This is a genomic window from Mesorhizobium sp. M0208 (assembly GCF_040322015.1).
GTDB lineage: Bacteria > Pseudomonadota > Alphaproteobacteria > Rhizobiales > Rhizobiaceae > Mesorhizobium.
The window spans coordinates 1-19,840 of sequence record NZ_JAMYSP010000004.1 but is presented as its reverse complement, the minus strand read 5'-3'; the positions used below and the strand labels follow the sequence as shown (position 1 = coordinate 19,840).

Annotated in this window: 22 protein-coding genes; 6 read left to right on the top strand and 16 right to left on the bottom strand. The window is 61.8% G+C overall.

What is annotated here, in order from left to right; genetic code table 11:
* Window position 1: 1 nt before the first annotated feature.
* Entirely contained in the window at window positions 2-805 is an 804-nt protein-coding gene (locus NKJ17_RS05720; protein WP_352687444.1) for an N-acetylmuramidase family protein, read from the bottom strand.
* A gap of 149 nt (window positions 806-954) precedes the next feature.
* On the opposite strand from NKJ17_RS05720, the gene NKJ17_RS05715 reads away from it, so the two are divergent.
* From NKJ17_RS05715 to NKJ17_RS05695, 5 genes are all read left to right on the top strand, one after another.
* A complete protein-coding gene (locus tag NKJ17_RS05715; protein ID WP_254820493.1) occupies window positions 955-1,140 on the top strand; it encodes a hypothetical protein in 186 nt (61 codons plus the stop codon).
* Between the two features lie 171 nt (window positions 1,141-1,311).
* Entirely contained in the window at window positions 1,312-1,461 is a 150-nt protein-coding gene (locus tag NKJ17_RS05710) for a hypothetical protein (RefSeq protein WP_352687443.1), read from the top strand.
* A gap of 175 nt (window positions 1,462-1,636) precedes the next feature.
* Entirely contained in the window at window positions 1,637-1,804 is a 168-nt protein-coding gene (locus NKJ17_RS05705; protein WP_352505487.1) for a hypothetical protein, read from the top strand.
* A 167-nt stretch (window positions 1,805-1,971) separates the two neighbouring features.
* Window positions 1,972-2,145, top strand: a complete 174-nt coding sequence (locus tag NKJ17_RS05700; RefSeq protein ID WP_023675754.1) for a hypothetical protein — start codon at window positions 1,972-1,974, stop codon at window positions 2,143-2,145.
* A 268-nt stretch (window positions 2,146-2,413) separates the two neighbouring features.
* Window positions 2,414-3,160, top strand: coding sequence for a hypothetical protein (locus NKJ17_RS05695; RefSeq protein WP_352475728.1), 747 nt, complete (start codon window positions 2,414-2,416; stop codon window positions 3,158-3,160).
* Window positions 3,161-3,251: 91 nt separating this feature from the next.
* Here NKJ17_RS05695 and NKJ17_RS05690 read toward each other — a convergent pair whose 3' ends face one another.
* From NKJ17_RS05690 to NKJ17_RS05625, 14 genes are all read right to left on the bottom strand, one after another.
* Window positions 3,252-3,836, bottom strand: a complete 585-nt coding sequence (locus tag NKJ17_RS05690; protein ID WP_352505485.1) for an acyltransferase — start codon at window positions 3,834-3,836, stop codon at window positions 3,252-3,254.
* A 33-nt stretch (window positions 3,837-3,869) separates the two neighbouring features.
* On the bottom strand, window positions 3,870-6,611 hold the full coding sequence (locus tag NKJ17_RS05685; RefSeq protein WP_352687442.1) for an SGNH/GDSL hydrolase family protein: 2,742 nt from the start codon (window positions 6,609-6,611) through the stop codon (window positions 3,870-3,872).
* 142 nt (window positions 6,612-6,753) lie between these two features.
* On the bottom strand, window positions 6,754-7,128 hold the full coding sequence (locus NKJ17_RS05680; protein ID WP_352687440.1) for a hypothetical protein: 375 nt from the start codon (window positions 7,126-7,128) through the stop codon (window positions 6,754-6,756).
* A 272-nt stretch (window positions 7,129-7,400) separates the two neighbouring features.
* On the bottom strand, window positions 7,401-8,021 hold the full coding sequence (locus NKJ17_RS05675) for a DUF1851 domain-containing protein (protein WP_352687438.1): 621 nt from the start codon (window positions 8,019-8,021) through the stop codon (window positions 7,401-7,403).
* A 45-nt stretch (window positions 8,022-8,066) separates the two neighbouring features.
* Complete coding sequence (locus NKJ17_RS05670; RefSeq protein WP_352475500.1) at window positions 8,067-8,501, bottom strand: hypothetical protein; 435 nt, start codon at window positions 8,499-8,501, stop codon at window positions 8,067-8,069.
* Window positions 8,501-11,029 carry a hypothetical protein gene (locus tag NKJ17_RS05665; RefSeq protein WP_352687436.1) on the bottom strand — a complete coding sequence of 843 codons (2,529 nt, stop codon included), beginning with the start codon at window positions 11,027-11,029 and terminating at the stop codon, window positions 8,501-8,503. The genes NKJ17_RS05670 and NKJ17_RS05665 overlap by 1 nt, the downstream gene beginning before the upstream one ends.
* Entirely contained in the window at window positions 11,029-11,520 is a 492-nt protein-coding gene (locus NKJ17_RS05660; protein ID WP_352644935.1) for a hypothetical protein, read from the bottom strand. The genes NKJ17_RS05665 and NKJ17_RS05660 overlap by 1 nt, the downstream gene beginning before the upstream one ends.
* Before the next feature lie 2 nt (window positions 11,521-11,522).
* Window positions 11,523-12,182, bottom strand: coding sequence for a hypothetical protein (locus tag NKJ17_RS05655; protein WP_352687434.1), 660 nt, complete (start codon window positions 12,180-12,182; stop codon window positions 11,523-11,525).
* Window positions 12,183-12,394: 212 nt separating this feature from the next.
* Window positions 12,395-14,131 (bottom strand): phage tail protein, encoded by a 1,737-nt coding sequence (locus NKJ17_RS05650; protein ID WP_352687432.1) that lies wholly within the window; start codon window positions 14,129-14,131, stop codon window positions 12,395-12,397.
* Between the two features lie 711 nt (window positions 14,132-14,842).
* On the bottom strand, window positions 14,843-15,445 hold the full coding sequence (locus NKJ17_RS05645) for a phage connector family protein (RefSeq protein ID WP_352687431.1): 603 nt from the start codon (window positions 15,443-15,445) through the stop codon (window positions 14,843-14,845).
* Between the two features lie 287 nt (window positions 15,446-15,732).
* The gene (locus tag NKJ17_RS05640) at window positions 15,733-15,984 is read right to left on the bottom strand and encodes a hypothetical protein (RefSeq protein WP_352687429.1); all 252 of its coding nucleotides are present in this window, start codon (window positions 15,982-15,984) and stop codon (window positions 15,733-15,735) included.
* Window positions 15,985-16,191: 207 nt separating this feature from the next.
* Complete coding sequence (locus tag NKJ17_RS05635) at window positions 16,192-17,181, bottom strand: Coat protein (RefSeq protein WP_352687427.1); 990 nt, start codon at window positions 17,179-17,181, stop codon at window positions 16,192-16,194.
* Window positions 17,182-17,205: 24 nt separating this feature from the next.
* The gene (locus NKJ17_RS05630) at window positions 17,206-18,114 is read right to left on the bottom strand and encodes a hypothetical protein (protein WP_352687425.1); all 909 of its coding nucleotides are present in this window, start codon (window positions 18,112-18,114) and stop codon (window positions 17,206-17,208) included.
* 218 nt (window positions 18,115-18,332) lie between these two features.
* The gene (locus NKJ17_RS05625) at window positions 18,333-18,905 is read right to left on the bottom strand and encodes a hypothetical protein (protein WP_352687423.1); all 573 of its coding nucleotides are present in this window, start codon (window positions 18,903-18,905) and stop codon (window positions 18,333-18,335) included.
* 250 nt (window positions 18,906-19,155) lie between these two features.
* Here NKJ17_RS05625 and NKJ17_RS05620 point away from each other — a divergent pair, with 250 nt between their 5' ends.
* On the top strand, window positions 19,156-19,470 hold the full coding sequence (locus NKJ17_RS05620; protein ID WP_352687421.1) for a YMGG-like glycine zipper-containing protein: 315 nt from the start codon (window positions 19,156-19,158) through the stop codon (window positions 19,468-19,470).
* 48 nt (window positions 19,471-19,518) lie between these two features.
* On the opposite strand, the gene NKJ17_RS05615 is transcribed toward NKJ17_RS05620, so the two are convergent.
* Window positions 19,519-19,782: a hypothetical protein gene (locus NKJ17_RS05615; RefSeq protein WP_502906527.1), complete on the bottom strand. Its 264-nt coding sequence runs from the start codon at window positions 19,780-19,782 to the stop codon at window positions 19,519-19,521.
* Window positions 19,783-19,840: the final 58 nt, after the last annotated feature.

The following is a 19,840-nucleotide window of genomic DNA, read 5'->3' as shown; positions in this document are numbered from 1 at the left end:
GTCATTTCCTTCCGAATAGTTTGAGGATTGCTGATGATTTGAGGATGGTGGCGATCAGCGCTGCCCAGAAGCCGGGCTTGGCGGCAGGCACAGGAGGCCCAGGAGGCGCGAGCGTGGCGGCCGCTTGTGGAACGGGAATTGGGCTGGCTGGCTCTGGCGGAGCTGCAGGGACGACCGCCGACGACACCGGGCCGGCAGACGGGCAAGGCGCGTCCTTGATGCGCGACCATTTGCGATAAGCCTCGGCAAGCCTGGTATCGTAGGCGTTCTTGCGATAGCCGGCGCCGTTGTAGCCCTTGGCGAATCCCGCCCAGTCATGGTTGCGCAGATTGTCGTCGAGCTTGTTCGTCTTGATGAAGTTGATCGCGGCCTCAAGCTGGGCTTCCTCGTCGGCCATCATGGCTTCCACCATGGCCTGCACTGTCGCAAACCCGGCGGCGGCGTGGTTTTCGCCGAGAACCTGGCCAAGACCCCATGACGCGGATTTGAGCGCCGCGGTTTCGTCGATCGCACAAGCTGCCTTGAGCCGCGGGTAGCTATCCCTGGGATAGGGCTTCTCGCCCCACTTCGGATAGGCGAGGCCAGCGGCTACCGCTCTTGCACGCTTGGCACCCGACAGGTTGCGGTAGAAGACGTGCGGCTCGAACAGGATGACCGGCCGGCCAAGGGCGTCGAAGCCGTGCCCGCTCGTTTCAACATCGAGGAACGCGTGCATCTCGTCCTCGCCGACGCCGATCCGGGCGCCGAGTTTCGGCAAGTCTGTATCATCGAGGCGCCTGGCGGCGGCCTTGAACAAAAGGTCCATAGGTTTCCTTTCCGCCCTTGCGGGCAGGGTTTTGAGGTTAAACAGCAGTGCGTGGCGGCAGAGCAGAATTGGGCGGCAGCGCGCGCCGATGTGGCAAGCAAGGTTGATGTTTTCGACCCGTCATGTGAAATGGCCGCGGGATGGTGCACATGTCTGATGATGAACAAACCGCTGCGGCGCGCTGGACGGTGAAGTCCGAACTCCGCGCCGTCGGTCGCGACAAGCCGCTGCTGCTGGTGCTGGCGGCGATCCTCTGCCTCTATTGTGCGTTTATCGCCGGACCGATCGTCTACGCGGTGCTGGCCATCAACGGCATTGCGGATTTCTTCAAATGAAGCCGGTTCCGGCGATCTCGCTCCGGCCCGGTTCCTGCGTCCACCGCGCCCGAAATTGCTCGACCTGATGAAATTGCTTAGCCGGGATGAAACTGTTCCCGTCTATCGTTCGTACCTGTAGCGGGTACGGGAGGACACGTGACGATAAGAATCAGGCTTCCAGGCGGGACTTTGAAGATCAAGAAAAGGGACGAGCTGCGGCGGCGCGAGCAGAAGCGCGAGGTGCCGGTTTGGCAGGTCGGCAATTATTTCGTCATCTGGTGGCCGAGCGGCATGTTCGATCGCCCATCGTCGTCCAACAAGTCCTCGCCCAGGAAATAGCCCGGGCACCCGACGATCCCGACCCGGCACTGATGCCTCGGTGCCGGATCAGGAACCGCCGTGCGCGCCAAACTTCCGAGACCGCTCGACAAATCCCAGAAAAAGTCAGCGGACAGCGTTGACTCTTCCGCCACGGAAGGTTTTGATGCTGCATTGCACAATCAGGCGGGGGCCGATGGCAGTACGTATCAGAATGCTAGGCGGCACGCTGAAGGTGAAAGTGTACCGCGAATTGCGCGATCGCGAACGCGCCCGCCGCATACCTGTCGTCAAGATCGGCCGGGTTTATTTCACCTGGTGGTCGAACCGCCAGCGACTCATTGACGACCAGTCGCCACGGTGAACGTCCCAATTCTTCCGACCTGGCATGCGCCTGGGAAGCCCGCTCAGCCGCCGCAGGCGAGCTCGCAAGATAAGTTGATGAGGCTGCTGTTGACTCTTCCGTGACGGAAGGTCTCTACTTACCGCATTGCACGAAAATTGCTGCGTTGCACAACGGGAGTTGGACCGATGGCGGTGCGTATCAGGTTGCCTGGCGGCACTCTGAAGATGAAGACCTATCGTGAGTTGCGAGCCCGGGAACGCGACCGCCGCGTGCCTGTGATGAAGATGGGTTCGCTTTATTTTGTCTGGTGGTCGAAAAGCCAGGAACCTCACCAGAAGCCGCAGGACAGCAGACGGTAGCGGCTCCGCCGGCGACGGGTCCGCGTCAGCGATAAACCCTGACAATTCCGAAATACAACTCCAGCTATAGGATTTCTGGTCGGCCGGGTGTGCCATTGTTGGTGCGGACAGCATCCAGAGCGGCCCTCGCAGAGCAATTCTTCCGACGTCTTTTCGGCGATTTTCAAACGGCGTCCAGACTGGCGGGCGCGGGTGTTTGCAACTTGCAAACCGTCGCCGCTTGTCGCAAATAATTGGCCGCGGGCGGGCGATCAGGAGTCATCCATTGATGAATGTCCAATCGCGCATGCATGCTTTCCTTCGCTCAAGTCCGCTCCGATATTATTTTCACCTCGCAAAGGCTCGCCTTGCCGGGTCTCCGCAATCAGACGAAAGTGTGATCCTGTCGCAGATTGTTGGCCAAAGCCCGAAAACGTTCTTGGAATTTGGTTTCCATCCGACGGAATACAACTGCATTGGGCTTAGTGAATTCAGGGGTCTGCTCGTCGACGGCGACGCAACGACCGTGCGGTTAGCGCGCTCGCTGCTTCCAAAGCGGATTGAAGTGCGCCAGAGCTTCATTGATCTCAACAACATCGAAAGTCTCGCCACGCATTTTCCGCAACTTGGAGTGCTTTCCGTCGATGTCGATGGAAACGACTACTGGTTTCTGCAAGCCTTGCTGCCAGTGCGGCCGGCCGTCATTGTGGCGGAGTACAACGCCAGTTTTGGTCTCAATCCTATCACAGTGCCGTATGATCACGCTTTCGATCGCACCGCCAAGCACGACAGCGGCTGGTATCACGGTGCATCGATCACCGCCCTGGCCAATCTCTGCAAGAAGTACGGCTACAAGCTCGTTGCCGTCTCGTCCGCCGGCGGGAACGCGTTCTTCTTACCTAACGGTTCGGACATGCCGGGATTGGAGCCGGCTCAGTCCTATCGAGAGAGCACCCTGCGCAACCGCTGGTCTGGAACTACCGCTAAGGATCAATGGGAGCGTATCAAGCATATGCCTTTTGTCGAAGCGACCTGAAACGGAGACGAGAAATGTACGCTGGATAACCGCATCGACATGTAGCCATATACGATGGCACGACGCTCATTGATGAGCGCGGCCAAAGGCATCACTTCACTAGGTCTGCTGGCCGCACCAACGAATCGGCCGGGACGTCGTGTCGAACAATCGACCCGGCCGAGATAATCGCCCGATCGCCGATGGTGACACCCTTCATGACCATAGCGCTATTGCCGATCCACACGTCATCTCCAATAGTGATCGGCGCCGAACGAATGCCCGGGTCGACACGCGGATGGCCCTCACGAAAGATGGCTTGCATCTGAGCAAAACGCTTCTGCGGGTCCATCGGATGCGAATTGGTGTCGTGGATCGCCACGCCCCATGAGACGTGCACTCGCTTGCCGATCTTGATCCCCACCGGGTCTGACGACCAAATCGTCGAGCCTGGGCCAAGATAAAACCAATCATCGATTTTGATCCGACCCTCGTGGGCAAAGACCTGCAAATGCCCATCCAAATGGCTGTCCGCGCCGATCGAGACGCGAGACCGGTCCCCGCGGATATTGAAAATTTCCGCCCCGGCGCCAAACTTCGTGCGCGGCCCGATGACGGCATTTTCCCTAGCGGCGCCAGTGGCGATCCATGACCAAAAGCGGCGGCGAAGAGCTAGAACGGTGGAGAAGACGCGCATTCGCGAACATCTGCCACACAGGATCACTCCAGTCTAGGCTCCGAAGAAGCCCCGGCGCGAGAGACGACGAAGTTCCTCTGCATCGAAAGTTCCGTGCCGCAGGCTGCCGGCAGCAGTCGGATGAAGCTCATCGCTCATGTAAGCCAACGAGGTCAGGTAGCCGATACCGCTCTCGCCTCCTACATCAATTAACGGTATGGACAGCATATCGGCTACCTCCCGCTCCGCCTTCATGAACTGGACCAGCGTGTTGCCTTGACCGTTTATTCTTCCTATCCGGTGCGTCGCGTGTCCAGGGCCGCCGCTGTAGGTACCAATCATGACGATCTTGGCATTCGGCGCGCGCGCTCGGATGGCGGCGCAGGCCGCCCACAGCGAACCATAGTGAGTGGCGTAGGTCGTGTCGCCGAGAGCGCCTAGGGGCGTCTCCTGCGCGCCAAAGGCGTTCGGGCCCGGCTCCAAGATTACCAACTCCGCGTCGACTGGAATGTTGGCGATCGCATTGGACATTCCGTAGCTCGGATAGGCGGTGGTGCTCAGCCCCAAGGCCGAGCCACTGACCGCTAGATTGGTAGGAACCATACCGGTCAGACCGACGAGGACGGGAACGTAGTAGGCTCCGGCCGAAATGCTAGAGCCGATCAGGGTCAATTTTTTGCCAACCAGGGCGGCCGAGCCGTCGTCATATGGGTCGCCGCCGATGTTGGCCGGATCCGACAATAGGCCAAGATACAGAGCGCCATTGGCGACTGCCGTCACGCCGGCGCTTTTGGTCCAGGCCGAGTTGGAGAGGTTTTCCGAAGACGAGAAGACATTCGGCCCACCATTGATGCTTAGAGCCGACCTTTGGACATAGAATCCAGACACACCATCGCCGACATACGGGTGACCGCCAGCAGACGGGAAAATACGCTGTTGCCAGTTCGTCGCGGCCGTGGCTGTTGCCGTCTTCGTAACCGTGCATTCGTACCAGCCGTTGCCAAGAGCGACGATGCTCGCACCTGTGCCGGTCGCGGTCCCGGTGTCGAGATTGAAGGTGCAGTCGAAGATGACGGCGTTGTTGGAGTAGAGATTGAGACGATTGCGTTCGCCCTTTTTGGCGGTGACTTTCCAGACGATATTGTCGCCATTGACCACGGACCTGCCCTGATAAACGGAAGGATTGCCAGAGCCGACCATTTCGACAAGCTTCGATGCCGTCATTCGGCCTCTGACGGTCACGTCGAGGCCATCGACAAGCGGAGGCAGGGAGATCAGCACCGGTTCATAAGGGCTGACCGTGGTGGTAACCGTCACGTTCTGCTTCGTGAAGGCTGCGTTGGCGGGGTCGCTGCTCGGGAACAGGTTAGCCGGCAGGCCCTGCTTGCGAAGCACGACACTGCGAATGTACATACCGCTGGTTCCATCGCCGGTGAACGGAAAAACGCTAGCAGCCGACATACGTGCCTGCACATTGTTCGTAATATTTGCCGCAACCAGGACGACAGCCTTGCACTCGTACCAGCCGGAGCCAATATCTGTGATGGCAGCGCTGACGAGGTTCGCGCCTGAACTGCTTGAGACGATACCCTCCTCAAGATTGAAGTTGGCTGTATAGGCCGCACCAGGCCCCGCGTGGATAAGCTGCAGAATGCTTCGCTCTCCAGCTTTGGCAATGGCAATGTGCTCGATCGTGTCGCCCGACACAAAAGAGTAGGATCGATATATAGATGGGCTGACTGATCCGGCCGCCTCTGTTAGCCTGGCGGTCGGAACGCTAAGGCCTTCGATCATTGCTAGGCTATCGACGCTCGAAAGGAGAGCAGCCGTTGCCGCCCGGACACCCGTATCAGCTGCTACCGGTCCGGCCCCAACATTGAACAACCCCAAAGAACCTGTCGAAACTTCGGTCCAGAAATACTCACCGACATCGACATTCCTGCCCAGCACCGCCGCGGCGGCGGCGCCGGCCAGTCCTGCCGACGCCGCAAAGCTGAACGTCGGCGCCACTGTGTAGGAGCCCGGCGCCGTGATCAGTATCTGCGTCAGCACCCCGCCCGCCACCACGAAGCGGCCGGCAGCGCCCGACCCGGTGCCGCCGGTAAACGCCAGGTCGAACATGCCGTTGGCGCCGCCCGAGCCTGGCGTGATCGCACCGTTGCCGGCGACGCCGAAGCCGATTGCCGCGGCAGTCGTCGGGAAAATGCCCTTGCCGTAGAGCGAAGCGTCGCGTGCAGCCTGAGCGCTGATGACGGCCGCCGCGGCCGCGACGGCATCGGAATTAGTCGCAGCCCGGTCGGCTGTGGTTTGCCCGGCATTCGCTGCTGAAGCGGCGGCGCTGGCGGATGCCTGGCCGGCGCTGGCTTCGGCAGCATCCTTCAGCGCCTGGGTTTCATCGCGCAGCGCTTCGACCTCATCGACCATGTCCGCGATGTCGGGCGGAACGGATGCGGCGACGGTGATGGCATCGGCGCCGACGGCCGGCTCGTCGGCCGTGAACTCGAACACGCGGCCGGCATTGACCGATCCGATCTGGGTATGGACGGTGGTGCCCTTCTGCAGGGTGCGCGTAGTGCGGGCATCGGCGGCGCGGAACCATTCGCCTGCGCTCGCGGTGTAGATGCCGTTTTGCGTCGGGTCGGCCTGGTCCTTGACCAGCACGCGGTCGCCGACCTCGGCCGGCACGCCGTCGATCGCCTGCAGGCCATGCAGGAGGATGTCGGCCGTGGTCGCGAGGCGCACGGGTTCGCGTTCGCCGGTCAGGAGACGAACGGCGGCAGTTGCAGGTCGGGACATGAGGGCTTGCTCCATAAAAAAAGCCCCGCACAAGCGAGGCTGGAAGGGGTTCAGTGCTGTCGGTGGGAAACTTAGGCTACGCGGCCGGACACCGCCCTATCCGGCGCAGCCGGCGATTTTCCGGACAGAGAGCGGCAACGGGCTACAGCAATCCGCCAATGAGCCTTCTTGTGCCGCCCATTGCCGCCAGTCCGCAGGCCATGCCGGCGCAGTCGGCGACCCAGTCGAGGATATCCATATCGCGCGCGATCAGTTGGGCGCCCTGAAGAAGCTCGATCGCCGCGCCGGTGATGGCGAGGAGCAGGACCAGTCTCGTCTTGTGTTCCGGCCAGCCGGGGCTTCCAAGCGCCGCCAGCACCGCGAATGCCGCGGCGTGGTTGAGCTTGTCGTGGTGGAAGGTGAAGCCCAGGTCCAACTCCTGCAGGAAGCGCACCGGCGAAAGCGCGAGCAGGAGAACGCCGGCCAAGGTGAGCAGAAAAACGATCCTTGCCATGGTCGAAAAAGAGTCAGTGCGCAACAGGTCAATCCTTCGTCTGAAATGGGAGGCGATCCAGAAGGCACCACCGACTGGGATCGCTCTGCGGTTATCAGGCCATAAGCCAGCATCGTGACCACAATCAGACCGCTGGCCCGGTTGCGGCACGCTCTACTCGGGCCGTCCGGCCACAAAACCGATAGCGCGCATCACAGACCGCGGGGGGTTGCACCCCTTCAGACCAGAGGCAAATACCGCCTCTAGCCAAGCTTCGAACGGGAGTTCCCCAGTGGCAGATCAGCGGAAACCCTGTTTTAGAGAAGGTCTCGGATATTGACAGGTGTTCCCGGTGGCAGGTCTTTCACCTTCGCAATAAGTTGGCCCATTATGTGCCAATAGACTTCCAGGTCCGACAGCTCCTGGTTTTTGATTTCGTCCTTCCCGTTGAGAAACAGCGGTATCTTATAGCCGACGCACTGGTTAAAGGCTGGCTCGGCGCCGCCGGCCTCACGCCAATCTGAGTAGAGATTGGCGGCCAATGCTGCATCTTCGTCCTCGATGACATCGACTTCGTGGAAGGTCCGGATGTTGGCGGGCACCTGAAGAGCCTCGCCCATGCCCGGCTCGAACATCACGACACCAGGTTCCCCTTGTTCCAGCCTTTGGCTATCGACTGCAAGCGCCGTCCCCAGCCAATCATAACCAAAGCAGGTGATCCGGCCGGTGAATTCCGGAAAACCCAGGCAGACACGTGCGTTCCAACGTGCCACGTCCTGCGCCCGGATTATCCTGTACAAACCGTGCTTGAACGAAGCACCGCCGAAGCTGGTCAGCAACTCGGCTAACCCAGGCACTTTCGTATCCAGGGAGAAATTGCCGGTGTCCGCGGGCACCCTGCTATCCACCGGGAAGTTTTGGCGAAATGTCTCGAACATTGCGATCTCCAATCTACCAGCCCGATCAATCTGACGGTGCCTAACCTACTCTTGCGGAACGTGGAACGGTTTGATCGTAGCGGAAGGGAGACCTCGTTCATCAAACACATCGAAGACTCGCTCCGATAAGACGAGGTTAAAATTCTTGGCGATGCCGAAGTCATCGTGACCCGCTTTCCCGCTCACCTTCAGCCACACGAAAGATGGAAGCTCTACCTCGGGCTGCTGTTCGCGGAAATCTTCGGACGTTATGACTTCAACAGGGGCGAATGCCGCTCCGGTGAAGCCGATTTTTGATAATGCGTGCGCGGCCTCTTCCGTCACGAGAAAACATGGAAAGCTTGTTATAAGAACATCACCGATCCATCCCTCCATCTGGTACACAAGCTTGCTCACGATAGGAGGGTGGACACTGGTATCCATGATAGTGCCGTCACCCAATCCACCGGCCACATCGGGCAGAATGTCATAGTATCTCATCAGTCACCTATTGGTGGATCGAACAAATGTCCATACTTCTTGTCGATTTCAGTAACATAGTCAAGGACCTTCTGGCGGGTAGCGTGAGGGTTGTTCTTGTAGAAATATTCCCACTCGTTCCGAATTACCTTCTGGTGCAAATTTATGTCGAACTCTTTCCGGATTCCGCGAAGATTCTCGATTGAATGCAGCTCTTGCTCTGTAAAAAGCCCGGGATACCTTTTAAAAACTCCCTGCTCGACGCCATGATGCACTATGTAGTCGCTTTTGTTGAGACTAGGATTCGCGTCGAAAAAGGTTTTTCGATAGTCCTTGAATGGAGACCACCCAACCTTCGCCTCGGCATGTTTAACTTTGGACGTATCCCTAGCAAGCATCGCACCTAGTAACGCGGTATCAAAGGCACTATCGGACATTTCACCGGCTCGCGCCTTCCGGCGTGGGCTTGGTGGCGAGACCGAGCGCGCAAGCGCTTGCTGATGTCTAAGGGTTTCGGCATCTACACCATGAACAAGCGCCTCGCCGCCTTCGGCTAGGCCAGTTGGCAGCCTCGAAAATATTGGGAGTTTCTCTACCCATGGCTTGGCAATCTTCGCGGCAGCGCGTTCCAGGGCCACCGCCGCCAACCTATTGCCAGGAATTGCGCCCGCGGCATTGAGCAGTATTTCGTCGTAGTTGCCCTCCAGCGCTGCATTTCCAGCCTTCTCCAGTGCAAATGACGTCCCCAACGGCGTGAAGTCGGCCACCGAGATGCTGTCTTCGCCAAGCCCATCGGAGCCCACGAGTTTTTGCGCGAGAAGACGCCCTAGGCTCCCCCGCTCACTGTCGCCGGCTATCAATTTCCCGAGCCACTCTTGATTCGTCGGGAGGTAGTTGGTGAGTTCCGCGTTTGCTCCCGATCGTCCTGGCTCGACAGTGTTGGCCAAATCGAGCAGCATCATCGGGTCGACTACAGCTGCCCGGAACGACCTGTCCGCGATGCTGTTGTCCGTTTGGGATACGCTGGTCTGAAGCAGGTGGTTCAGTACCGCTTCGCGCGCGACTTGATTCGGTAGTGCGGCGAACACATTGCGCAGCTCTGCGGTCTGGTCTTGCGGCTGGGCCTTGAGTCTGCCGACAATGTCCTCAGCAACGGAGTTGGGTAGCGGCTGGGCGGTCTCAAAACCCAACTGTTGCTGGGCGGCGAGGGAGCCAATGATCGCCGCCTGATAGTCTCCCGGCGTCGACAGGTTGCTCCAGGCCGCATCAAGGTTCGCGAATGCCTCCCGGACATAGCCGCCGGGGTCGGCCCGCCTGGCCTTGAACGTCAGGTCCGCGGCGGTGGCGATAGCGTCGTGCCGCGCCTTGTCCTCTTCCGGCGCTGCACTGTCTGCCGCGGGGTCGGCGTCCTTGACCATGGCTCGCACGGCGTTGTTCGCAACGTCGCGCATGTCGTGGAAATGACGACTGACGTCGATGGTCCTGTTGAACGCCTCGAAGCGCCTGGCGCCCTCGGTGGCGCCATAGAGAGCGACGAACTGTTCCGACGTTGGGATCGGGCCGGAATAGGTTCCGGTGTCCCTGATGGCGACCGGCGCATTCTGCTCGGCTAGGCCAATGCTGATACGTGTGCCGATTTGCCGTGTCGCATCGGCAGCGTGGGCTCGCCGCACCAAGGCTGGCCGCTCTTCGGACGGAATGTCGTCCCGAAAAGCCTGCGCGACTCTTTCGTTCGGCGTAAGCTTGCCTACGCGGTCACGGGACGTAACCGGTGTGGCAGACCCACTCGCCCGAGGCCCACCCACAGCCTCGATGGTATCGTCCTTGGTCCTGCCGTCCGTTGAGACCGGCCCAGTCCCCAGCATCCCGGCAACGCGCTTCGGGTCTTGGGCGATCATCGCCTGGGCGAGCGCCTTTGCCGTGTTGGCGCGCCAGGCGGCCTCGGCCGCCTGCCGGGCCGCCGCGTTGCCCATCTTGCCGATCAGGTCGAGCCCGCTCTGCCTGATCGCCTCGAATGTTTCTATGTCGTTCGGGTCGCTTTGCGCGATCGAGCCGGTATAGATTTGCTCGACCTTGCTCCACTCGGTCTGTTCATAGCTCTGGCGCCGCGCGTGCTGCTGCGCGGCCATGCGCGCCGAGCCGGCCAGCCGCAACGCCTGCTTTTGCGCGAGGAAGTTGGCGCGTTCGCCCTCCGGCACTTTCGCCGCGGTGTCGTCGAAGATCTGGTCGAACAGGCCGGGCTTGACGACGCCGTCGCTGCGCGGATCGAGCTGGCCATACATGAAGTCGTGCAGGCCGCCGCCGTCGGCCGGCGCGGTCTGCACCGCCACGGCCTCGGCGTGCGCTATGCGTGCGTTCAGCTCGCGGCCGATAATGCCGGCGTCGAACGCATCCTGCTGCTGCTTCTGCTGCCGGAAGCGTTCGGCAATCGCCGACAACTCGTCGCCAAAGCCTTGCATGGCGGCGCCCACCGGCGAGCCGTTGGGATAGGAGGCCACAGTGCCGGTGTCGAGGCGGCGCTGGGCAAGCTGGAGCGGGATGGTGGCCATCAGTAGAGGCCTCCACCCGGCGCCGGCGGGAAGGCGCTTCTGCCGAACGTCACCGTCTTGGCCGGGTCGTAGAGGCCGGAGATGCCCGACACGAGGCTGCCGCCGGCCTTGAAGATCGAGGCGCCCACCGCCTGCTTGCCGGAAAAGCGCGCGATCGCCGCTTGCGTGGCGAGACCGTTCTGGCGCAGCTGCGAGCCGTACTGGATCGCCTTGAGGTCGAGCTGGCCCTGCCTGGCATTGGCCGTCAGCACCTCGGTCGGGGAACCAGAAATGGCGACGCCCGAAGTGCCGGCCTGGGCACGCGCCTGAGCCTGGAGGAGATCCTGTTTGTGGCGCTCCTGGCCCTGCTCGAAGGCCGAGCTTTGGGCGTCGGCCCGCGCCTGCTGTTCATAGGCCTTGGCCTGGTAGTCGGCCATCTGCTTGGACTGCTGGCCTTCCGCCAGCGCGCCGCCGACGGAAAGCGCCGTACCGATAAGAGCTAGTGTGCACATGGTCAGCCTCGTTCGCCGGCGGGAATGAATTTGCTGTTGATGCCGTCGACCGGTGCGCCGATCGCGGGGCGCCGGTCGAGCACGCCGCCGGGGCTGAGGAAGGACAAAAGCAGTCGGTCCGCCTGGATCGCCGGACGGCTGAGACGCGATGGTGTGGTGGCGCGAGGACCGGCCATGGCGGTGCGCCGGATGGTGGTCAGGTTGACCTTCAGGTCGACGGCGCCGTCGGCATCGAAAAGGCCGTTGGCGGCGGTGACGGCTCGGCTCAAGGCATCGGCCGCGAACAGCTCCTGGCGCAGCTGCTCGATCAGCTCGTGAACGCTCTTCCAGCGCTCACCGAGGGAAGCCGCCTTTGTTCGGATCTCGGCGCCAAGCGCTTCAATGTCGACGCGGGCTTCGCTTCGGGCGGCGGCGATGCGGCGCTTGTCTGCTGCCGCGATGGTCTGCTCGATCAGCGCAATTGCATCGTTGCAGTCGTCAGGGGCGGCACGGGCTGCTGCCAAGTCGCCCTCGCCGAAAATCGCGCGATCCTCGGCCTGTTGCAGCTCCTGCTTGCGGGCGATCGCATCATTGAGGTCGGTATCGAGCAAGGCGATGACGGCCGCGAAATCGGCAGCCGTCCGCGCCTTGCCGAGTTGCTCGGCATGGGGGATTTGAGTCACGGTAGGTTCCTTGGTTGGGGAAGCGATGGAGGACAGAGAGGTGATCTCCCCCCTCGAGGGGGAGATGGCCGGTAGGCCAGAGGGGGTCGTCTCGCGTGGAGCGCCGGCGTCTTTATCTGCAATGGATTCGATAGGAGGCCGCGTCAGGACGAACCGCCCCGTTCGGTCGCCCTCGGCGACATCTCCCCTTCGAGAGGAGAGATCAGCAGTTCCTAAGGCTCGGCGTCGAACACCGGCGTCATCGCCCTGATCGTGCAGGGCGTCGGGCTGGTATGGCGAATGCGCACCCGCCCCTGCCCTTCCCAGCTATCGTCGATCGGCACCTCGACATTGCCGGTGAACAATTTCGCCATGCCGTCGGGTGCAATCACGGAGGGGATGCGAACCTGCTCCCAGCGGCCCCGGATGAACGACTGGACCTGAAGCCCGGTTGTGTCGGTTTCCAGCAGCGAAAGAATGAGCTTGGCCACCTTCTTGCGCCGGCCGACGATCGATCCGTCGCGGCCGCCGACATCGAGCTCCAGCGTGTTGGCTTCGGACTGGTAGCCGAGCCCGACCTGCCATTTGGCTGCCGTAGCTCCACCGGGCAGCGAAACCGCGCCAGCGGCCACAGCAAGGCCCATGTAGACCTTGCCATCGGCCAGGACGTCGACTGTTTCGCCGTTGAGATGATCAAGCCCTGAGACCGTGCCCACAGCGACGCCATCATAGGTGAGGCCGCAGTCGACTTCGAATGCATCGCCGATCCTGCCATACTCGAACGGCGCGGTCTTTATTTCGATATAGCGCCTGGTCACGCCGCCGATCGTGCGCTTGACGATCAGCCAGAGATCGTCGTTGCCGTCCTGGCCGGGCGTCACCACGGCGCTTTCGACAACGGCCCAGTTCGATCCTGCGAAGCTTCCGGCGATCTTGTGGACATGCATGCCGCGAACGTCTTGCGACGGCTGGTGCGTGTAGCCGCCGAGTTCGCCATTTCCGAGCGGGAACCACAGCAGTGGGTCGGGGTCGGTCTGGAAGGCGAGTTCAACGACGCCTTTCTTCGGAATGTGCTCGGAAATCTGCCCGACATCATCCGAGGTGAAGCGGCCGGTGGCGTTTTGCGTCAGCTCGGCAATCGATTTGCGGGAGCGGGTCACATAGAGGAACGACTGCCCGGCATCGACGGGACGCAGCGGGGCACAACCGAAAGTCCGGGACCGGCGGTTCTTGAACGAGGACGGCGTCAGCGCCTCGTCGATGCCGGAGCCCGACAGCGCCCTCACCCCGCCAAGCGTTCCGATGATCAGCGCACCGTCCGATTCCGCCACCCACGTAATGTCATTGGCCTGGCCGCCACCTGCCTGCACGAATTCCAGCGCGTCGGTGTCTTTCTCACCGGTGGCGAAGTTATCGAAATCGCCGGTTTGCGAGGCATAGACCGAGAATTTTCGGCTGAACGCCAGGCGCTCCTCGTAAAGCGAACCGCTCTGGACGTACTTGCCGGGCACGAACGTGCCGAGACGCCAGCGGATGATCGGGCTGAGATCGGGCAGAGCGTGCCCGTATAACTGGACCGTGACTACCGTCGTGCTGGGCCGGCCAACGACCTTGGCCCAGCGCCAGAAGCCATCCGCGCCAAGCAGACGAATGGCGCGACCGATATCGCTGGTCTGGAAGCCGATGCCGTCATTGATGCCGACGATCGAGGATGCCGAAAGATCGAACGGCGTTTGCGACGGCGCGTATTCGTGCAGGGCCAGTTCGGCGATAGCGGTTCCGTCGCTGCCGCCACCTGAAAACAGCAGCTGATAATATTCGTAGGCAACCGTGTTGTTGAAGCCGTCGAAGAAGCGGGTTTCCGACTTGGACCAGCCGGTCTCTCCGTCCCGGCTGTCGAGCGTCGTCCAGTCGGTTGTGCGAGGCCTGGAATTGCCACTGGGTCGGCGATGCAGTGTCTGAGTGATCATTCGTGGCGGTAATCCAGTAGGCGTCGACCGTCTTGGTCCCGCCGCCGCCGAACTGGTAGCGCAGATACCCGCTCGGAAAGCCCGCTATATTCTCTCCCTTCTGCTTGTCGCCATCGAACACCTGCCACACGTCGGATGAGCCGTTGCTGTTGCTGACCGTGCCGCTTGGCAGCGTATTCGAGGCCATGACCGGCATGGCGTTGCCGGTTGCGGCCGGTGTCAACGTCGTGGCGGTGGTGTTGATCTTGTCGTATGGGCCGTCGAGAAAGACGAAATCGGCGAGCGTCCAGGTCGTGTGCGCGGTGCGCGTCAGCACTTTGACCGGATGATCCTTGTGGGTGATCCACATCTGGTCTGCCGACTGGACGAATTGCAGGTCGAACAGATCGGCCTCGAGATAAGGCGAAACGACTTCGACCGTGCCGACACGCGCACCATAGGCATAGACGCGGATGTAGAGATCGCCGAATTCGAGCGCATAGGCCTGGTCGGCCGAGAAGATGAACGGGATCAGCCGTGTCGCCTTTGACGGAGCCTTCACCTCAGCGCAAAAATACGTGCCGCCGCGCTTCCTGATGCCGCCATGCGGCAGCGTGACGAAATTGGTGCATTTCGACAGCGCCGCCCGGTAAAGCTCGAGCGAGGCGCGAGCATGCAAGCGGGGAGAAATCTCACCGCGGATGAAAGCGTCCTGGACCGGATAGAGCGTGGTCATCGGCCGACGAACCTGTTGTCGCCGCGCTGGAGAGCCCAGGAGGATCTGCAAAATCTGCCCCCGCGCTGGATGGCATTGGCCGAGTAGGCGGCATCCAGCGCCCTCTCATAGGCGCTGCGGGCGACGTCGATCATGCCGGCCTTGTGGGTCAAGGGATGCGCGATCTTGACGGCGAGCGCCGCCACCATCACTTCGCTGAACAGCGCATCCCAGTCGTTCGGGTCGGTCAGGTTGGCGACATAGCGGATGATGCGCGGGCCGGCCTGATCGGAATAGATCAGCCCGGCCTCCTGCCGCCATGAGAGCGGAACGCCGTCCGGCTCGCCATTCCCCGTCAGCGGCAAGGGCCGCAGGCAATCGGCGGGAAGCTCATAGGCAAAGTTCAGCGTGCCAGCACCGCTGCCGGTGTCGAAGCCGGCGACCGAGGCTGCCAGGATGGCGAAGACAAAGGCATGTTTGGTCAATTCGGCCTCGCGGGTCAGGTCGAAATGCAGATTGAGCAGGCGCGCCGCCTTGGCGTCCTGGTCGAGGCTGTCGATCGGCGCCTCGTCGAGCACGGCGAGCGCCATGTTGGCGATGTCGAGCGGGGTGATGGCCATGGCTCAGGCCTCCGGCTGTGTGATTGGTCGGGGAAAACGGGACATGGTGCCTCCACGGCAAAAAGGCCGCTTCGAGGCGGCTGGGGATTTCTTGTGATTTGTGGCTTGGGCAGATGTTGCACGTCTCGTGCATGAGGCCGTCACGCCACCAACCGCCCATCAGGAAATGGCGTGGCAGACGCTTCGTCAGTCGTCTTTTCCCATCGAGCAAGGAAGACGGCAATGCTTGGGCTATTGCAGTTTCACGACACCGCCGCGCAACGCGGCGATGTCTTGCCTTGATTGTGTCAGCCGACGCGTGCGCTGGTCGCGATCCACTGCCCTGTTTCGGCTGACTTGACAAAGGCGCCTGATTTCACCCTTCCGGCACCTCCTGCCATGGCCAAGCCCTTGTCCAGGGCATTCTGAAGACTTGGTGTGTAGTAGGCGGTGTTTTCCAGACCGCTGAAGAAGTTTATGCGATGAACGTTCCCCTTCTTGCTCATGACAATGCCCGCTTTTCGGAGCACTTCCTGAACTGTCTTGTACTTCATGTTCATAGTTACCTCCCTTGCCGAGACAGGCAGCATCGCCCTTTCTTGTAACTGTTTGGTGCCGTCGATTGACCAGAGGGCAACATGAATGTTGTAGCGAACCCCAAATTCACATCACTCTGACGCAGCGCGGCGGGTGAACTTGGGATTCGCCACAGTGGCCGACCTGGCGTCCCGAAGGGGCGAGACGTCGGACGCCCGCCCCTTCGCCGATCAGGACTCGGTCGTCTTCAGCGCGATGAACGTCATGTGCTTGACGCTCGAGGCCGTGCGGTCCCAGTTTGCCGCCAGTGCCAACTCGACATCGGTGGCGAATTCGCCGGCCGAGGACGCGTCGAGAAAGCGGGTGCCCGGCACATGCGGCACGAAATGCCGGCGGCCGACCATTTCAGTGACGCCGCCGCCATGGCCCTGCCGCGGCTTGCGGTCGAACTCGAGCGGCCCGCCTTCGGTGTTTACCGGCAGCTCGTTCCACAGAATCGCCTTGTCCTTGAACATGAACGCGGTGTAGACGCCGCCGGCAACCGGAATGTCGTCATCGACGACGGCCCTCAGCCCCATGTAATAGGGGATCAGCGGCCCGCCCTGCTCGGACGACGGCACATAGTCGATGAGGTCGGCGAGTTTCAGCGCCTTCATCTGTTTCGAATGCATCCAGATCGTCTTGAACTTGTCGGCGCGGTCGCCCATCAGATAGGCGGCCTCGATGATGTCGGTGTCGACGATGGAGGCGCCGGTGACGCGCACCAGGTCGCCGGCGTCATTGGCGATGTTGTCGGCCAGCACGCCTTTCAGGATGCCGAGCAGCGTCAGCTTGTTGGCGCGCTGCCAGTAGTCGGTCTGGCGACGCACGATGAGCTTCTGCGGATCGTCACCGGCAAGGATCGAGGTCAGGTCCGGGATGCCCCAGGCCTGCGCACGCACATTGCGGGCCGCGACTTCGCGGCGCGCGCCGATCTTCTTCATCTCGATCGAGTCGGCCGGGTCGTCATTGACCGGCTCGGAGGGATCGTTGCCGAGGTCCTTCCAGCCGGGCATGTCGACCGAACGACCGCCCAGGCTGAGCTTCGAGGCGATCGACGGGTCGGAAAACAGGATCCCGGCCTGGTAAATCTCCAGCGACTGGACGTGCTCCTCGAACGAGTATTGCGCGTAGACGGACGGAACGATCGCGTCCGCGATACGGGTGTAGGCGTCTGCCATTTTTGTCTTCCTTCAGGTTTGGGGTCAAAGAGGGTTGTTGGGCATCCACAGGTCGGGGTTTTCGCCGGCCTCGCGTGCCAGCCGCCGGGCGCGGGCGGGGTCGCTTTTGACCAGGGCCGAGATGCCAGTCAGGTTGCGCTCGCCGGCGGCATTGCGCTTGAAGGGGTTGCCTCCGCTCAAGGCAGCATTGCCGTCGATCGTGTCTTCGCGGAACATCGCCTCGCCGATAGCGTGGAACGCCTTGGCGATCTGCGGGTCGGTCAAGGCGCCGTCCGGCAGAAGGATGCCCTTCGCCTTGTAGGCATTGACCAGGCCGAGCTTCTTCATCGCCCGGTTGGCGACCTCGAGCTTCTGGCGAAAGCCATCGCTCCCGGTCGGTCCCCAATCCCGCACGAGGTCGTCGTGCGTAGTCTCGACCGAGCGGGCAACGGCGATTTGCTGTGCCTTGGCCTGCTCGGCCATGTAGCCGACGAAGCGGTCGTGATAGGCCTGTGCAACCTTCGGGGTAGCACCTGCCTCGACCGCCCAGGCCTTGGACGCATTGGCGAGCTCGTCCGAATAGGCGAAGTTTTCGGGGAGCCCGTCGGGGCGCCGGTACTCGACCTTGTCGGGCGAGGTCAGCGGACGCATCGCCTCGGGCAGCCGGGCATGGAACCTGTTCCAGTCTTCCGCGGCTGCATCGGCTGCCGGAACGCGCAGGCTCTCACCCTGCTGCCGCTCCAGCTCCGCATAGGAGGCGAAAACCCGATCGAGGCTTTCAGGCTTGGTCCAGCCCTTGGTTTCAGCGAGCTTGCGGTTGCCTTCGGAAAGACCGTCAAACCAGCTTGCGGCCTTAGGCGGGGCGGACCCGTTGTCCCCGTTGGCCGGTGGCCGTGCAAGGTTGCCCGCCGGTGGCGCCGCCACCACGGACCCGGCGTCTGCCAGATCTGTCATGAGAAGATTCCTTTTGCTGAGAGTTTGAAGGCCGGTGATGAGAGCACTGGCGGTGAAACTTGGTATCTCCCCCCTCGAGGGGGAGATGGCCGGCAGGCCAGAGGGGGTAGCCGCGCGTGGAGCGCCGACCTCATCTGTCGCCGGGGGTCGCGCCCGGTCGAACCGACCCCCTCTGTCGCCTTCGGCGACATCTCCCCCTCGAGGGGGGAGATTAGCGCCTACGCATTGTCGCCCCAGTTCTCCCAGAGCAGCGTGATCGTGCCGGTAACGGCAATCGTGCCGTCGGCATCGATGTCGGTGCCCGTGGCAAACGCCAGATTGAGATAGAGGTCGACCGGCGTCACGGTGCCGTCGAGCGTCAAGGCTGCGGCAACATCGGCAATCGACGCGCTCGACGGCGCGGCACCGGCGCCATCCAGCGTGCGGCCGGTCGCGCCCAGCACATTGACCGTGGTTCCGGCAAGCACAGCGCTCGACCCTGCCGCCGAGCCGAGCGACCAGGTCAGCGCGGCATTGTCGTTGATGGTCGACGCGCGGGTAGTCAGCACCGCAAACTGCAGCCGGGCCGTACCGCCCTTGATACGGATCTTGCCATCGATGAAATCGAACAGCTTCTGGCTGGCAAAGGCCTGCGCATCGGTGACCGGCACCGGCATGGCATTGAATGAAAAGACCGTGCGGTAGGTGCCGCCCTGTCCGCTCGTCCTGGCGGAAATTCCGGCCCTGGGCGGGGCAAGGCCGGCTTCTCTGGCGGCGGCACGCGAAAGCGTCCGGGCAAGACCTCGGGTCATTTGGTTTCTCCATTTTTGGGATTTGAGGAAGAGTTAGCCGCTGCGTAGAAAAAGCAGACCGGGCACATGGGCCGTCAAAGATTAGTCTCGTTTGGGCATCGTCTTGCCGAGCCGTCGTCTCCGGCCGTCAGACAAAAACAACCATGTCTTATTTCGTGAGGCACGGTGCCTATGTTCCGCCGCAAATGCGACCCTACTTGGCAAAATCAGCCTGCGTATTAGTTCATAGACTTCAAGGGAGTATCAGACGATGACCGTATCCAGAGCCATTGCCGCCATGTTCGTAACCGCCGCGCTGGCAGGCTGCGCGCAGACCGAAGCACAGCAGAGAACCAGCACCGGTGCGCTGCTCGGCGCCGGCGCCGGTGCGCTCGCCGGCCAGGCCATAGGCGGCAACACCAAAAGCACGGTTATCGGTGCAGCCAGCGGCGCCCTGCTCGGTGCGGTCGTCGGCAACGCCACCACCCCGCAACCGCGCGGCGAACAGCTCTGCCGCTATCAGGATCGCTACGGCCGCATCTACACCGCGCCCTGCGACGACCGTTATTATAACGGTAATTATTGAGCGTAACGAAGCGCCGGCGGCAGCCGATCTCCCCCCTTGTGGGCAGGGCTATCGCATATGAGTGATGGCATTGATGAGATAGTCGTCGTTCCAGGCGCATTTCTTGATGCGATGGCTGATGGGGACTTTGGCAGCATCGGCGGTCTGAAGGATGTTTCTGGCGAGGCGATTGAGAAGGGCTGTGTTGGCGGGAGCATTATCCTTGCGGGCACGGCTGAGATCCTCATCGAAATGGACATCAAGCATCCAATGCAGGCCGTTCTCGATGTGCCAATGAGCTCTAGTGAGGTCGAGCGCCCGCTGCGGCGACATGAGCGTGGAGGCCATGAACAGGCGCATCAACGGCCTGGCCTGATCGCGCCGGCTGGTG

What these genes read in the sequence shown, in the direction of transcription:
- NKJ17_RS05615 (WP_502906527.1), bottom strand. Translation starts at nt 19,782, where the DNA reads ATGTCGCCGCAGCGGGCGCTCGACCTCACTAGAGCTCATTGGCACATC.
- NKJ17_RS05665 (WP_352687436.1), bottom strand. Translation starts at nt 11,029, where the DNA reads ATGGCCACCATCCCGCTCCAGCTTGCCCAGCGCCGCCTCGACACCGGC.
- NKJ17_RS05660 (WP_352644935.1), bottom strand. Translation starts at nt 11,520, where the DNA reads ATGTGCACACTAGCTCTTATCGGTACGGCGCTTTCCGTCGGCGGCGCG.
- NKJ17_RS05645 (WP_352687431.1), bottom strand. Translation starts at nt 15,445, where the DNA reads ATGGCCATCACCCCGCTCGACATCGCCAACATGGCGCTCGCCGTGCTC.
- NKJ17_RS05620 (WP_352687421.1), top strand. Translation starts at nt 19,156, where the DNA reads ATGACCGTATCCAGAGCCATTGCCGCCATGTTCGTAACCGCCGCGCTG.
- NKJ17_RS05720 (WP_352687444.1), bottom strand. Translation starts at nt 805, where the DNA reads ATGGACCTTTTGTTCAAGGCCGCCGCCAGGCGCCTCGATGATACAGAC.
- NKJ17_RS05630 (WP_352687425.1), bottom strand. Translation starts at nt 18,114, where the DNA reads ATGACAGATCTGGCAGACGCCGGGTCCGTGGTGGCGGCGCCACCGGCG.
- NKJ17_RS05685 (WP_352687442.1), bottom strand. Translation starts at nt 6,611, where the DNA reads ATGTCCCGACCTGCAACTGCCGCCGTTCGTCTCCTGACCGGCGAACGC.
- NKJ17_RS05670 (WP_352475500.1), bottom strand. Translation starts at nt 8,501, where the DNA reads ATGAGATACTATGACATTCTGCCCGATGTGGCCGGTGGATTGGGTGAC.
- NKJ17_RS05635 (WP_352687427.1), bottom strand. Translation starts at nt 17,181, where the DNA reads ATGGCAGACGCCTACACCCGTATCGCGGACGCGATCGTTCCGTCCGTC.
- NKJ17_RS05650 (WP_352687432.1), bottom strand. Translation starts at nt 14,131, where the DNA reads ATGATCACTCAGACACTGCATCGCCGACCCAGTGGCAATTCCAGGCCT.
- NKJ17_RS05695 (WP_352475728.1), top strand. Translation starts at nt 2,414, where the DNA reads ATGAATGTCCAATCGCGCATGCATGCTTTCCTTCGCTCAAGTCCGCTC.
- NKJ17_RS05705 (WP_352505487.1), top strand. Translation starts at nt 1,637, where the DNA reads ATGGCAGTACGTATCAGAATGCTAGGCGGCACGCTGAAGGTGAAAGTG.
- NKJ17_RS05690 (WP_352505485.1), bottom strand. Translation starts at nt 3,836, where the DNA reads ATGCGCGTCTTCTCCACCGTTCTAGCTCTTCGCCGCCGCTTTTGGTCA.
- NKJ17_RS05715 (WP_254820493.1), top strand. Translation starts at nt 955, where the DNA reads ATGTCTGATGATGAACAAACCGCTGCGGCGCGCTGGACGGTGAAGTCC.
- NKJ17_RS05675 (WP_352687438.1), bottom strand. Translation starts at nt 8,021, where the DNA reads ATGTTCGAGACATTTCGCCAAAACTTCCCGGTGGATAGCAGGGTGCCC.
- NKJ17_RS05625 (WP_352687423.1), bottom strand. Translation starts at nt 18,905, where the DNA reads ATGACCCGAGGTCTTGCCCGGACGCTTTCGCGTGCCGCCGCCAGAGAA.
- NKJ17_RS05640 (WP_352687429.1), bottom strand. Translation starts at nt 15,984, where the DNA reads ATGAACATGAAGTACAAGACAGTTCAGGAAGTGCTCCGAAAAGCGGGC.
- NKJ17_RS05700 (WP_023675754.1), top strand. Translation starts at nt 1,972, where the DNA reads ATGGCGGTGCGTATCAGGTTGCCTGGCGGCACTCTGAAGATGAAGACC.